This is a genomic window from Devosia beringensis (genome assembly GCF_014926585.1).
Taxonomy (GTDB): Bacteria; Pseudomonadota; Alphaproteobacteria; order Rhizobiales; family Devosiaceae; genus Devosia; species Devosia beringensis.
This window is the reverse complement of sequence record NZ_CP045422.1, coordinates 86,142-99,004: the sequence shown is the minus strand read 5'-3', so window position 1 is coordinate 99,004 and position 12,863 is coordinate 86,142. Positions and strand designations below refer to the sequence as shown.

At 59.6% G+C, this 12,863-nt stretch carries 18 protein-coding genes; 13 read left to right on the top strand and 5 right to left on the bottom strand.

From position 1 onward, the window contains the following. Nucleotides 1-130 precede the first annotated feature (130 nt). Complete coding sequence (locus GDR53_RS00570) at nucleotides 131-793, top strand: hypothetical protein (RefSeq protein ID WP_193336197.1); 663 nt, start codon at nucleotides 131-133, stop codon at nucleotides 791-793. Between the two features lie 193 nt (nucleotides 794-986). Here the strand turns inward: GDR53_RS00570 and GDR53_RS00565 are convergent, their stop codons facing one another. The 3 genes from GDR53_RS00565 to GDR53_RS00555 form a co-directional block, all read right to left on the bottom strand. Beyond that, complete coding sequence (locus GDR53_RS00565; RefSeq protein WP_193336196.1) at nucleotides 987-1,361, bottom strand: hypothetical protein; 375 nt, start codon at nucleotides 1,359-1,361, stop codon at nucleotides 987-989. Between the two features lie 83 nt (nucleotides 1,362-1,444). Continuing rightward, a complete protein-coding gene (locus GDR53_RS00560) occupies nucleotides 1,445-1,762 on the bottom strand; it encodes a hypothetical protein (protein WP_193336195.1) in 318 nt (105 codons plus the stop codon). 21 nt (nucleotides 1,763-1,783) lie between these two features. Continuing rightward, the gene (locus tag GDR53_RS00555) at nucleotides 1,784-2,032 is read right to left on the bottom strand and encodes a hypothetical protein (protein ID WP_193336194.1); all 249 of its coding nucleotides are present in this window, start codon (nucleotides 2,030-2,032) and stop codon (nucleotides 1,784-1,786) included. A gap of 178 nt (nucleotides 2,033-2,210) precedes the next feature. Here GDR53_RS00555 and GDR53_RS00550 point away from each other — a divergent pair, with 178 nt between their 5' ends. Continuing rightward, nucleotides 2,211-2,525 (top strand): hypothetical protein, encoded by a 315-nt coding sequence (locus tag GDR53_RS00550; protein ID WP_193336193.1) that lies wholly within the window; start codon nucleotides 2,211-2,213, stop codon nucleotides 2,523-2,525. Here GDR53_RS00550 and GDR53_RS00545 read toward each other — a convergent pair. After that, on the bottom strand, nucleotides 2,518-3,030 hold the full coding sequence (locus GDR53_RS00545) for a hypothetical protein (RefSeq protein WP_193336192.1): 513 nt from the start codon (nucleotides 3,028-3,030) through the stop codon (nucleotides 2,518-2,520). The two genes, GDR53_RS00550 and GDR53_RS00545, sit on opposite strands and share 8 nt — an antisense overlap. 203 nt (nucleotides 3,031-3,233) lie before the next feature. Continuing rightward, complete coding sequence (locus tag GDR53_RS00540) at nucleotides 3,234-3,998, bottom strand: S24 family peptidase (protein ID WP_193336191.1); 765 nt, start codon at nucleotides 3,996-3,998, stop codon at nucleotides 3,234-3,236. Between the two features lie 92 nt (nucleotides 3,999-4,090). On the opposite strand from GDR53_RS00540, the gene GDR53_RS00535 reads away from it, so the two are divergent. The 11 genes from GDR53_RS00535 to GDR53_RS00485 all read left to right on the top strand — a co-directional run bounded on the left by GDR53_RS00535 (nucleotide 4,091) and on the right by GDR53_RS00485 (nucleotide 12,818). Continuing rightward, nucleotides 4,091-4,288, top strand: a complete 198-nt coding sequence (locus GDR53_RS00535) for a hypothetical protein (RefSeq protein ID WP_193336190.1) — start codon at nucleotides 4,091-4,093, stop codon at nucleotides 4,286-4,288. Then, the gene (locus GDR53_RS00530; protein ID WP_193336189.1) at nucleotides 4,285-4,635 is read left to right on the top strand and encodes a LexA family protein; all 351 of its coding nucleotides are present in this window, start codon (nucleotides 4,285-4,287) and stop codon (nucleotides 4,633-4,635) included. Before GDR53_RS00535 ends, GDR53_RS00530 begins: the two co-directional genes overlap by 4 nt. 3 nt (nucleotides 4,636-4,638) lie before the next feature. After that, nucleotides 4,639-5,679, top strand: coding sequence for a DUF2312 domain-containing protein (locus tag GDR53_RS00525; RefSeq protein WP_193336188.1), 1,041 nt, complete (start codon nucleotides 4,639-4,641; stop codon nucleotides 5,677-5,679). 817 nt (nucleotides 5,680-6,496) lie between these two features. After that, nucleotides 6,497-7,060 carry a hypothetical protein gene (locus tag GDR53_RS00520; protein WP_193336187.1) on the top strand — a complete coding sequence of 188 codons (564 nt, stop codon included), beginning with the start codon at nucleotides 6,497-6,499 and terminating at the stop codon, nucleotides 7,058-7,060. A 3-nt stretch (nucleotides 7,061-7,063) separates the two neighbouring features. After that, nucleotides 7,064-9,010, top strand: a complete 1,947-nt coding sequence (locus GDR53_RS00515; protein WP_232846684.1) for a DNA cytosine methyltransferase — start codon at nucleotides 7,064-7,066, stop codon at nucleotides 9,008-9,010. Beyond that, nucleotides 9,007-9,213: a hypothetical protein gene (locus tag GDR53_RS00510; RefSeq protein WP_193336186.1), complete on the top strand. Its 207-nt coding sequence runs from the start codon at nucleotides 9,007-9,009 to the stop codon at nucleotides 9,211-9,213. Before GDR53_RS00515 ends, GDR53_RS00510 begins: the two co-directional genes overlap by 4 nt. Then, nucleotides 9,210-9,812 carry a class I SAM-dependent methyltransferase gene (locus tag GDR53_RS00505; RefSeq protein WP_193336185.1) on the top strand — a complete coding sequence of 201 codons (603 nt, stop codon included), beginning with the start codon at nucleotides 9,210-9,212 and terminating at the stop codon, nucleotides 9,810-9,812. The genes GDR53_RS00510 and GDR53_RS00505 overlap by 4 nt, the downstream gene beginning before the upstream one ends. Continuing rightward, nucleotides 9,809-10,414: a helix-turn-helix domain-containing protein gene (locus tag GDR53_RS00500; protein ID WP_193336184.1), complete on the top strand. Its 606-nt coding sequence runs from the start codon at nucleotides 9,809-9,811 to the stop codon at nucleotides 10,412-10,414. The genes GDR53_RS00505 and GDR53_RS00500 overlap by 4 nt, the downstream gene beginning before the upstream one ends. A gap of 214 nt (nucleotides 10,415-10,628) precedes the next feature. Then, on the top strand, nucleotides 10,629-11,528 hold the full coding sequence (locus GDR53_RS00495; RefSeq protein ID WP_193336183.1) for a helix-turn-helix domain-containing protein: 900 nt from the start codon (nucleotides 10,629-10,631) through the stop codon (nucleotides 11,526-11,528). Between the two features lies 1 nt (nucleotide 11,529). After that, complete coding sequence (locus GDR53_RS00490) at nucleotides 11,530-12,114, top strand: hypothetical protein (protein WP_193336182.1); 585 nt, start codon at nucleotides 11,530-11,532, stop codon at nucleotides 12,112-12,114. Between the two features lie 71 nt (nucleotides 12,115-12,185). Then, nucleotides 12,186-12,818, top strand: coding sequence for a hypothetical protein (locus GDR53_RS00485; protein ID WP_193336181.1), 633 nt, complete (start codon nucleotides 12,186-12,188; stop codon nucleotides 12,816-12,818). Nucleotides 12,819-12,863 lie beyond the last annotated feature (45 nt).

Here is a 12,863-nt window from a genome sequence, read left to right as displayed (position 1 = left end):
TTGGTCTGTGAGCTTACGCATTCCCAGCCCCTTGACGGCATTTAGCCAGTCGCGATCTGGTGACTATAAAAGTGGGGGAATCGAAAACTTGCGACATTGGTTCGTTGGAATTGGGCTGGCTGGAGCGTTCTTGCTGATTCACGTTGGTGGATATGCTTGGTCTTGGTATTCTCGAGCTCCCGAAGGCGCGGATGCCGTAAGAGCTTTTCTTGATCAGCTTGGGGATTATTTCCTGCTCGGATGGGTGGAGCGCTATCAAACCCTGCTTGGCGGTATTATCGCTGCCGCCGCCGCCGCGTTCATTATCGTGAATACCTTGGTTGAGCGCTCCCACAAAATACGGGATGACAAGAACCAGCGTTCGGAACAACTGATCTCCGCTATAGCAATTACGGCCTTTTCGCTTAGATCGTTGGGGAGTTTGGTCCTTAGGCGCGCCGTAACTCAGGACGAATACGATCGACACTCCGATGCTATTCGCACGCAGAGCGGCGCCTATGCAGCTGACGCCAAGGCGCTCTGCAACATTCTCCTCTACTGTCTCGAAGTCATGCGGAGCAATTTTGTGATCATGCAAACGCAAACTGGTAAAGCCCGAGACCAGTCGCAGCAATCGGTGACGCAATATGCAAGCATCATGGCAACGTTTATGGATGAGCCCAGGGAATTTGTTCGTGACGGGAAGTTTAAATTCCAAAAAATAGAAGTTCCTGAGGCTGATCGAGCTAACTTTAACTTGGTTGGGATGCAAATTCAGGACGCAGAATTTGTGAAGATGCTGTTCAAATTTTGATCGTGGTACCAGCGTCTCCTCCCCAACCCCATAGGCCAGGAAAAAACGAATAGGGAGAAACCGGGGTAGGGAGATTAGGGTGGTGGACGTCACCAGCACGCTCCCCAGATCGGAGCATCAAACCTCATCCAGTAAGCAGCAGCCAAAGCTACAGCCGCCCAGGTAATGCAGAGGGTGGCGGAAAGGGTGGGGTTCATGCTGCTGCCCCAGCTTGGGAACACTCGGCGCAATAGAATTCATCGCTCGGCGGCACGACGAGGAAGTTGTCGCCCTCATAGATGCGGGTGCCGCAGTTCATGATGCAGTTCGCCAGATGTACGCGTGACCGATCTAGATCGGCGGTGTTGCGGGCGTAGTGATCGACTGGCGCCCCCTCCACATTGTCATGGTTCAAATCGGTATCGCCTTCGACAGCCACCCGGGCTTCACGGTCTGCGATCTTCTGCAGGGCCTTCTTGGCGCGGACGCTGTCGACATAGGCATTGAAGTCTGCGGTCTGGCTCTCGATGAAAGCCGCGACGGCCACAGCGTTCTGCTGGGCTTTATCGTCGGCTTCTTCCGGGGTCATTGGGGGTATTACTGGCGCCCGGGTGCGTAGCCGGCCGGGCCGATAGCCGCGCTGCTCGAGAGCGGTGAGCCTGCGAACGCCCCTCATGACTGAACCCCGCCAGCAGCATTCAGCGCAGCAAGGTCAAGCTGCAGCTGTCCCTTAAGCCTCAGCAGATCGGTGGACATGTTCCCGCCGTTGCCATTGCCAGTGAAACTGGTTCCGATGATGTCGCCGGTTTCATCCTGCTGGATCTTGGCAGCAACAGCGGCAGCGGTATGGGCAACCCGATGGTGGGCAGCCAGTAGCGTCTCGGAAATCTCAGGCATTGAATAAATCGGCGGTTGCCTTGTCAGCACCTGCACCATGAGCGCAGGCCCGCCGTCCCTTCCTTGGAAATGATCTTCGCTGCTGCTGACCATCCAGATCGGCAGGGGTGAAGATCAGCGCTTGGGAGCGGCCTTGTCGAAGCCAGGGGATGCACCGTTGTCAAGCACGACCATTTCGACGCCATCAGCAGCGACAAGGCGCTGTTCGTCGTACCAGTGAGCTTCTTTGGTGGAGCCGTCGGCGTTGACCTTGGGCGTCAGCAGGGCCTGATTGCAGCCACTGATGTACTGGCAGAGGCCAGTGCAGACGCCGGTAAAGCCGGTGATCCGATCCGTGTAAGTCGCGCCAAGTTTGATTGTCATCGTTCTCTCCATCTGCCTGAGCCGTTTGGCTAGTGTTGGTGGGGAGAATGCATTAATGCACGTATCGCGTCAAGCAATGAAATGCATAAATGCATGTTACCGGCTATGCGTATAAAGTGCCTCGACTCTCGCCGGGTTCTGAGTCGTTAATGGCATAGCGGAACATATGGAGAACAAAATGCGTGACGTGACGCACTTCGTTGTCGTCTTTCCAACCAGATTGATGGCCGCCAGCTACGATGAAAAGAAGGTGCTCATGGACGCGCTGCAGCGCCAATATCCCCACTACGAATTCGACGCCCTGGAAGCCTTTGAAGGCAGCATGGCAGACGATGACGACTTCGCGGTGATCCCGGTGACTGGCGTAGCGGGGCAGTGCGCTGATGCAGATGAGGTGAGGCTTTGCCGCCCACTAGATCCGCTGGTTATACCCGAATTGCTGCGGTCCCTCGGAATCATCGAAGGATCTGAGCCGCTAAGATTCGTTAATTAGCTGTGGTAGGTGGTTCGCCTGGTGCGAGCTGAGGCCTGAGTTCCAGAGGCGGCGCTGATAAGTCCAAATGCCGGTCTGGCCCCAGAAGTAGATCGATTGCGCTTCGATCAAGTGTAACGGGTGCCGGTGTTTCGGCAGTTTGCCTGGCGGCGCTGGCCGTAAGCGAAAGGGCCGAACTCAATTCCAAGAGATTCGAATTGATCTCGCCAGGAAGCTGGTCCACCTTTGCGCTGAGACCTGCAACCTGCTGCTGGGTGTTCATCTGAACCCCGACAAGTATTGCCATACCTGCTAGCAAGGCCGCCGACACTACGCCCACAGCGAACTGCAGCATGCCGTTTCCGCCTTCCAGCTTAGCGAGGCGAACATCGATATCGTGCAACTGGCTCATGCCATCAGATGTGCCATCTCCGCCTCCCGATTTCAACTCTGGCACGGGGCGAAACTCTAACTCCGAAAGTCGGCGTTTGAGTAGCTCGACATTGATCTTGTCATCGCTAGTCATCGAGCAGCTCAATTCCTTTTCGGATTTCCTCGAGCATTAACCTCGACGCTTTTTGAAAATCCTCCATCGGCGCTTTTGTAGCCCTTACGGAGTCTGCGGGCATCTGCATCCTAAGGGTTGTCAGAAATGCCTGAATTTCGACGACGCATGCCGCTGTTGCGAGCATTTGCGCCTGCATTTGCCGGAGTTTTATGTTGGTCTTATCAGCGTCGGCCGACATAGGCAGCCACCTTCCCCAAAATCTTCACCCCATCAACGTCAACCTCCTGAGAATCATAGCTCGGGTTATCGCTGATGATCTTGCACCGCGGTGGTACAGCAAACATGATCCGCTGCAGCCGCTTGATCTGAGGCTCTGAATACCCGTCGCTGATCAGGTAAACCCCATCGGCCCGCAGTTCGTGCTCTGTCAGATCGATGATCACCCGATCACCTGGCGCATAGTTCGGCATCATGCTGTCGCCCTGGATGCCTAGAACAATAGCTCGGTCTGGGTTGGCGACGGCTTCGCGAAGATAAGCCGGTGGAATGCGCCATTCGTCCAGGATCTTGTGTGCTGAGATCGTCCCATTGCCTACGGGCAAGACCATCACTTCGCCCACAGAACCCTCGCCGGCACCGGCCCTGGCGTCCAACTCTGGAATAGCGCCGGGGATACGCGGACTGTAGCTGTCGCGGTCATAGCCCTCGCCATCGCTGTCCGAAGTCGGCCGCCAGTCTTCGTCAAGCGGAACGCGATCGAGTTCGCGGACGCCGCCCTTCTGGCTCAAAAATGACGCCAAGGTAATGCGGGTGGCTGAGGCTATCTTCTCGATTGTCGAGTTCGACAGCGAGAATTTGTGCTCTGGATCGTTCAGCGGGCGGGTCAGGGTGGTCGACGGCATCCCTGCTTTTTTCGCTAAGGCGGTGGCTGAGAGCCCTGTGACTTGCATCACATGGCGCACATAAGCCTTTGTATCGTCGCTCATTCCGGTCATGCCGAAAGCGTAGCGAATAAATGCACAAATGCACCGTGCATTAATGCTTGCAATAGATGCATTAATGCTGCAATGTGCTGGGCATGAGCACAGCAGATGAAATTGCCGCATTTGAAAAAAGCGTTCAGGACCGTGGCCTCCGCATAGCCGATGTGCTGCGCGAGGCGACCATAGATCGGTCCATGTGGACGCGCTGGAAGAATGGTTCGACTACGCCTCGTCTCGATAACTGGCGCGCCGTCGAGCGGGCAGCTGACTTGCTTGCGAGTGCAGCAGCATGAACGCTCAACCCATCCCAGCCGAAATACTGAATTGGGCCGCTGACTTCTGGGACGATCACCTCGACACAGATCAGGTCGATATGATCGCGCTGGCGTTCATGGCGGGGCAGGCAGCCGCAACGGCAATTCCCGGCGGCCTGACGTCTGCCCAGGCTGAGGCGCTGGCTTTCATCCGCACCTATCAGGCCGAGCATCTGGGCGCCTCTCCGACCTATTCGCAGATCGCGGTGGCTGTCGGCCGCAGCAAGACTAGGGCCTTCGATCTGGTCAAGGGCATGAAGGCGCGCGGCGTCGTTGCCGACCATCCCAACCGGCCCCGATCCATCACCATCACGGCGAGGGCATAGGCCATGGCTTACCCATCGAACGAAGTGCCCAGCGACGGCAGCAGCGTTGCCCAGGATCAGATCAAGGCCTTTGTCGACCGCATCCTGCGCCTCAAGGGCGAAGTGCACGAGATCAATGCCGACATCCGCGAAATCTATGCCGAGGCCAAGGGCAACGGCTTCGACAAGACGGTGCTGGGAAAGCTGGTCAACTACGTCGAGAAGCGCCAGACCGATGCTGCTGCGGTGATGGAAGGCGAAGCGATCTTCGAGCTTTACCTGACCGCCTATGACGGTCGAGTTGGCACGGTTCATGCTACGCACACGCATGCATCCGAAGCGACCGGAACTGCCCCGGAGACTGCCAAGCTCCTGAACACAGTTGCCGACGGCATTCAGACCCAAGCTGGTCGTGATGCCTTGGTTGCGGCGCTCGACGTGATGGTCGAGGCAGAAGAACAATCCGAACCCCAGCCTGTCCTCCAGGCTGGCAGCGACCTGGCTGGATCCCCAGCCAATGATGACGGCCAGATCGCAGATCACAATGCCCAGACTTCCACAGGAAGCGACGCTCCGAATGTTGACAGCTTTGACGATGCTACCCCTTCTGCGGAACTGAAGGTTGCGGGTAAGTCGGTGGGGGTTTCGGCCTCTGCCGCTTCGGCCCCCCTCTACGCCGCCCCTGGCGTCATCACTTGGGAATCCACTCCACCACAGGGCGTGATCCGTCACGAATACAGCCAAGCCTTCGGCGAGGCCGGGCAGGACACTGACGTTATCGACGATGACATGGCCAATGCGGCCTCGGGGCCCATCGTCAAGATCGGCAATGTCATCCTCGACGGTTGGACACGGTTCATGAAAGCCCGCAGCCTCGGCATCGATTACCCCGTCGTCCAATACGATGGCTGCGACCCGCTGATCGATTGCATCAAGTGGAACACGGCCGGCCGGATGCTGACCGAAGAACAGTCGTTCCGCATCGCCCAGCGTCTCGCCAAAGCCGAGCCCAAGCGCAAGGCCGACATCTATGCCGCCTTCGAACTGGGCATGGTGCTGGCATGAAAACGACCCGCGCCCGTCACTTCGATATCGCACCCGCCATGTGGGCCCTGACTGCAGCTGCCGGTCTTGTTGCATCAATCGCATTCGTCCTTCGGCTAGTAGGGGGCCGGTGATGAGCGCCAAGGTTTGCGAGTGCTGCGGTCAGGCGTTGCCCGAGCCATATGCCGCGATAGCCCAAAGGTGCGGGCTTAGCCCGAGCCAAACAACGCTATTCCTGGCTGTTGCAGCGAGGAACGGGCAGCTGGTGGCCCATGGGCATCTGTACCACTTGCTCTGGGGTCACGATCCGAACGGCGGGCCCGATCGGCCAGAGAATGTGGTCAGAGCCTTTGTCCACCATTGCAACCGGAGGTTGGCTGGTACTGGCCTGGGCGTCATGGGTGTATGGGGCCAGGGCTATCGATTGACCCGCCAGCCTGTGTCTCTCAGCCAGGCGGTGGCGTGATGTCATCCCTTCACCAGCACCAAAGATGGACGCGCAAAGAGCGGGGGCAATCGCTCGCTTCGGAGAAGTGCGCGCCCACCCTTGCTGCTGACAAGCCGCAGGACAGGCCGGCCATGGGCCGGGCTGGGATCGCGAGGGAGAGTGGCCTTTCCCTCGTTCTTCATCCCCATTCCCATCCGGCGGCTCCTCCCCGTCGGGGGCGAGTGCGCGTCCTCGCCCTCCCGGTCGATTTGTGCATTCGCCCAACCCATAAAGCTGAGCGCGTTTCCGCTGCTCGCTGTGTTTCCGCGTCCGGTCGGGTTGCCTCCCATTCCGTTCGCAATCGCCTTCCGCATCAGCCGCTCATAACTGCCGTCGCTGCTGCGCCTATTCATGTCCGTCGCCTTTCCAACCCCGGTTCATCTGCTGGTTCAAACAATGCCAGCAAGTGGAGACAAGGTCGTGGAAACTCACTCCAACATCGTGGATTTTTCATCCAAGGGGCAGGGCGCAATGACTGACGTCCAGTTCGCCTCCGAATTCATTCAAGAAATCTACCCAGTCAGCGCCTCTCGCAAGGTAGCCGGCGCGATAGGGGAAGCCTTCGATGCGCTGAAGAAGCGGGAGAACCAGCTGCCTGCAGGGGTGGTTCGGGATCGGCCGCGGCGCTGGACGGAGCGGAGAGTTCGCGCCCTCTGGTTCAAGGAAGCCCGGCGCATCGACCACTACGAAATTCAGGATTTGACGGCCATTGCGGTCGAGGAGGCGCGTCGTGAAAGGCAACATCTCAAAGCTCGTGAGGAACGCCTTGTTGCGATCCTTGCCGCTGCTGACCAGGGCGGAATGGGCCAGGTCGTGCGTCCAAAGGGCCGAGGCGTTCGCTCAATGGATATGCCCGGAATCGGCCTCACCGATGCAGACGAGACCGCCGACCAGTCTCAAGGATGGGGAATCTAGGCCATGAATGCACGACTCCCGCCTTCATTCTGGATGCTCGACCAGGGCGCGCCCGATGCTGACGAACTGATCGTTGACAGCTTCGCCGGAGGCGGTGGCGCATCGACCGGTATCGAAATGGCGCTTGGACGTTCGCCGGACTATGCGATCAACCACGATACCGAGGCACTGGCGCTGCACGCGGCCAATCATCCCGACACCGTCCACCTGTCCAAAAACATCTACAAGGTGGACCCCATGGACGTCGTCGGCCGGCGCAAGGTCGGGCTGCTCTGGGCATCCCCCGATTGTAAGCATTTCAGCAAGGCCAAGGGCGGGGCGCCGGTCAAGCGCGAGATCCGCGATCTGGCTTGGACGGTGGTGCTCTGGGCCGAGCGTGTGCGGCCGCGCGTCATCATCCTGGAGAACGTCGAGGAATTCCAGACGTGGGGCCCGCTGATCGAGACAGCCAAAGGCGTCTTCCCTTGCCCAGACCGCAAGGGGCAGACGTTCAATGAGTGGATCGGCGCGCTGCGCAAGCATGGCTACAAGGTCGAGTGGAAGGAACTGCGGGCCTGTGACTACGGCGCGCCGACCACGCGCAAGCGCCTGTTCCTCATCGCTCGCTGCGATGGCCAGAAGATCACTTGGCCAGCCCCGACGCATGGCCCAGGCCGTCTGCCGTACCACACTGCCGCCAGCCATGTGATCGACTGGTCGATACCGTGCCCGTCGATCTTCGATACCTCCGCGCAGATCATGGACAAGTTCGGCGTCCGCGCCATCCGGCCGCTGGCCGACAACACCATGGCCCGCATCGCCAAGGGCGTGAAGCGGTATGTGCTCGACGCGGCCAAGCCGTTCATCATCAAGTTTCAGACCGGCGCCGTTGGTTCCGACATCGACGCTCCGCTGCCCACGGTCACCGCCAACAGCTTCGTCAAGCGCCCAGGCGGCGCTGCGCCCCTTGGCGTTGTGATGCCGCACCTGATGACAATGCGGAACGCTGGCAAGCCCTATAACGAGGCCGACAAGCCAACCCATACGGTCACGGCGGGCGGCGCTGGCCTGTCCCTGGTCGCGCCCGTGCTGGCTGGTGTTGGTGGGCGCGCCGGCCAAAGCCGGCCACGCTCGGCCGACGAGCCTTGCGCCACCGGCACCACCAAGGCCGAAACCGTCCTGGTCGCGCCGATACTGTCGTCTGCCCAGCATGGCGGTTCGCATAGGGCCGCTGACGAGCCGCACCGGACCATTGCCGCCAGCGACAAGGATCAGAACCAGATCATCGCCGCGCATCTGTCCAGCTACTATGGCGAGGGCGAGGGCTCGAACGATCGCTCGTCTGATCCGATTGACCCGGTCAACACGGTCGTGACATCCAACCGTCATGCGCTGGTGGCCGCCTTCCTCGCCCAGCACAACACCATGCCGGCGGGCGGCGTCCATGCAGGCCATCCGGCTGAAGAGCCCATTTCAGCAGTCACCGCCACTGGCAGCCAGCAATCGGTCGTCTCGGCCGGCCTGATGAACATGAAGGGCAGCCAGCGCGCCTCGCTGCCGATCGATGGCGGCACTCCGACCCAGACGGCCGGTAGCGAGCATGTCGCCGAGGTCCGCGCCTTCCTGATGAAATATTACGGCGCGGAAGGTGACGGGCACGAAGTGGGGGCGCCAATGGGCACGGTCACGACAAAGGACCGCTTCGGCATCGTTACCGTCGAGGGGGAACCCTACGAGATTGTCGACATCGGAATGCGGATGCTGACGCCTCGCGAACTGTTCAAGGCTCAGGGTTTCCCCGCCGACTACGAGATCGAGACTGGCGTCTTTGCCGATGGCAGCCGCCGGACGCTCACCAAAACCGCCCAGGTCCGCATGTGCGGCAACAGCGTCTGCCCACCCATCGCGGCGGCGCTGGTGGCAGCCAACTGCGCCGACATGGCCAAGGCCGAAAAGGTAGCTGCTGAATGAACATTAAAGCCATCCAGAGCATCACCAATCCGAAGCCGTTGCCTCCTGGCTCTACAGGCGCACGGATCCGGGAACGCGCACGCCGGGCAGAAACCACGGCAAAGCTTATGGCTGAACATGCCAGGGAGCTGCGTGCTGCCGAGGCAGGCGTCTCCCCAGCAATCCAGCAAGCACTGGACGATATCGCGGGGAGGTCGCATTGACCGTCACTGCCTCAAATTATGTCCGCGCGGACAATGACCTGTACCAAACCGAGCCCTGGGCGACTGAAGTGCTGTTGCGGCATTTCCCGCTGGCCGGGCTGCAAGTATGGGAGCCAGCAGCGGGAAATCACCTGATGGCTGACGTCCTGCGCCATCACGGTGCCGTCGTAAAGACCAGCGACATCGTCACCTATGACCGCGAGCACAACGCAATTCGGGACTTCCTGAACGCGCCTTACACTGGTCCAGCCTTCGACGCCATCATCACCAACCCGCCATATGGGAAAGGCAACCGTGACGCGGTGCGCTTCGCCGAACTGGCGCTTGATCGCTGCGACGGCCTGGTCGCGTTGCTGCTGACCGCCAAGTTCGATTTCGGCAAGACGCGCCGCCACCTGTTCCAAGACAATCCCCGGTTCATGGCGAAAATCGCTTTGCTCGACCGCATCAGCTGGGCCGGCAATGGAGAGACGGGCACGGAAGATCATGCCTGGTACGTCTGGGGTCCAAAAGCCCTTCAGGCCACGCCGCGCATGCTATGGGGCGCCAAAATCCTGCCAGCCAGCCCATCCCCGCACGAACACAGGAGGGACGTATGAGCCAGGCTCTTGCCACCATCACCATGCACAGCTCGTTTATCCCGCTCATGGCAGTGCAGCAGAGCTCGCACGGGCAGGGCTATGCCATGCCCGCCAAGCGGCTGGAGACGGCTGCGGACGTGCTCGCCAATAGCCGGGCGGTCTATCTGCGCATGCGTGCCCCGGCCGCCCCAGTACCTCGCCTGGCGCCGCCGGCGGATGGGTCCAACGATGTGGCGCCGAATGCCTCAACAGAGCCCTTAGTGGCTCTAACTGAGCGGTATTACGGCTGCCCGCTCAATATGCTGTCGGAGCCCTCCTGGCGGTTCCTTGTTGCCCTGGCTGCGGTTAAAGGCGGCGTTAAGTCGCGCGACATCATCGGGCCCGAGCGCTTCAAGGAAATCGCAGCGGCCCGGCACTACGCCGTCTATCTGATCGCCGCGCATACAGCCCTAAGCCTCCCTGCCATTGGCCGGGTCATCGGTGGCCGAGATCATTCCACGGTCAACAATTCCCTTAAGAAGTTCCCAAAGCTTCAGAGGCCAATGACGGGCAAGTTTCTGCCCAAAAATGTCAGGCGCATGCGTGCCGCCGACGCCTCCAAAGCCGGGAGCGCCGCGTGAGTACCCACAACGCCAAACTCACCTTGGGCCATCCCAGCCAGACAGCGGCCATTGTCGCTATGCACCTGGCCGGCGCCGCCAACATAGCCATAAGGCAACGCACTGGCGCGTCTCGCGGCGCGGTCGGCCGGGCTATCCACGAATTCCGCTGGGCTAATGGGCTGCCGACTACGGCACGCCCGCCTCATGCCAAACACGGGTTGCGGACCGGAGCATGAGCGGACCCCGCTACAGCATATTTCCGGCCGACTGCTTGACCGATCCGCGGTTCAAGGATGTGCACCTGCGCGTCCTGGCCCAGATCGGCACGCACACCGACAATAAGGGCTGGTGCACGGTCAATCAGCGCAAGCTTGGAGAGGCATGCGGCAAGACCCGCGAGACCATCAATCGGGCCATTCGTGACCTGTGTGAGATGGGTTATTTGAGCAAGCGCGATCAGCTCACGAAGGCCCAGGGCCGCACTATCAGCCAGTACCGGGTGTTGATGGATCGTCCCGACGAACCACCAGATGTAGCTGACCCTGTGACGCCAGCATCACAGGGGGTTGTGACGCCTGAACATCACAGCCCCTGTGACGTAGCTACGTCACAACATAACGACCTTTCTTCCAACGACCATCCTTCGCTTCGCTCGGATTCGGGAGCGCGGGTTTGCGATGATGATCTTTGGGACGAGTACCCCCACAGGCCAATGGATAACCGTCTGGCAGGGACCAAGGCCATGGCAGCGCTGAGCGATGCGGAGACGCATCGGCTCTTGATCGCCACCAAGCGCATGCACCAGTGGCACATCGAGGACAGCGAAGCCCGCGGTGTTGATCCGAAAGCCCAGCTGGAATTCAGGATGGGCATGGGCCGTTGGATTGCATCAGGCGCCTGGGTCGATGCGCTGACCGTGCCACTCAAGTCCGACCCCGTGCCGCCGGCAGCTAATGGCCTGGTCGTGCTGGCCTCGGATCACCCCGACTTCATCGCCGTCCAGCGGCTTCGCGGCAAGCCCGTGATGGTTGGCAACAGCGGCAAGGCAACATTCCGCATTGAAGAAATCGAGCAGGCGAGGCAGGGAATTAGCCCGCTTTGCAAGTCAAACAATCAACTGAAGAGGGCATAGAATGGCAAAGGGCAGACCAAGGAAGATAGGCGTCAAGCGGACGAAGAGCGGGCAGATCAGCCGCGCGGCATCGACCTATGCAGAGAACGCCGACGGCATTGCGCTGCGGATGCGCGTGTTCGGACTTTCTGAAAAGGATGCCCGGGATCAGCGGGCCGGAACTTATGTAGGCCGGCTTTGCATGGCCGGGAACAAGAACAGCGCAGATGGGATCACAAATGCACAGTATGATGCTGCCCAAGCATGGCGCCAGGCCTATGAGGCATTCCAGCGGGCAGTGAAGTCACCAGACGCGCTACGCACCGGCACAGGTGGCGGCGACCAGGGCGAGAGCGAGGACTATGCTCGGCGGTGCAAAGCGGCCATCAGTCGCTGGAATGCCCTGCAGGCAGCCGTGCAGCTTGAGCAGGGTTTCCACGAGAACCGCGGCGCGAACATGTGGGCTGCGCTCGACTACCTTGTAAATCGCGACGAGCAGCACCCGCAGATGATTGGAGATTTGCGTCTTGCTTTAAACGCGGTGGGGCATCATCTTGGCATAATCCCCAAAGAGAAGCCGGCATCTGTATATAAAAATGTGGCCTGAGTATAAATATATGCGTTGTTCGACTTGCTCTGCCGCCTGCGTGAGTATCTGACTTAACATTAGAGGCCCAATTGGTTCACCCACAGAACGGCCCAGAGGCGCCGAGCAAAGTAGCTGGCGGGCCGGAAAACCAACAATCCGAAGTGACCGGCGCGGAAGCGCTGGACAAAACTCCGCGCAGCTTCTTCAATGAATTCAAAACGTGGCTACGGGATCTCTCGCACCGAACATTTCTTTTGACAGTGGTAAGCGGCGTTGCCTCAGGCATCATTGTTTGGGTTGTACAAGGATACATGATCGATCGGCAAAACGAGCAATCCCAAGCAAAAATTGTCGGCGGCGTGGTCACTTCAGTGAAAAATGAATGCAATCGACTTCAGTCTAAATTCGATAATTTTTATGACGGCTACCCTACGATCGAATGTGACATCAATGTTTACAAACTCCCCCAACCAGACATTACGCTGACGGAATATCTGAACGAGCGGCGAGATGTTGTCGTCGATGCCTTCGGGGCTCAAGGCGCGTCTCTAATTCGGGCCGGTGCGCTCTCGGCCGCAGCCTATGACCGCATCTTCTCTGCTCCCTACTTCGACGCCACTATCCCCCAGAGCTATAAGACGTTTGGCGACTACTTTGATCCACTTGTTGAGATGTGCGAATGGGCTGACATCAAGCTAGAGATCCAAGCGTGTCCTTATTGATCCCGATCGCCCGCTTGACGCAACGGACGAATCACCCCAAGGTGC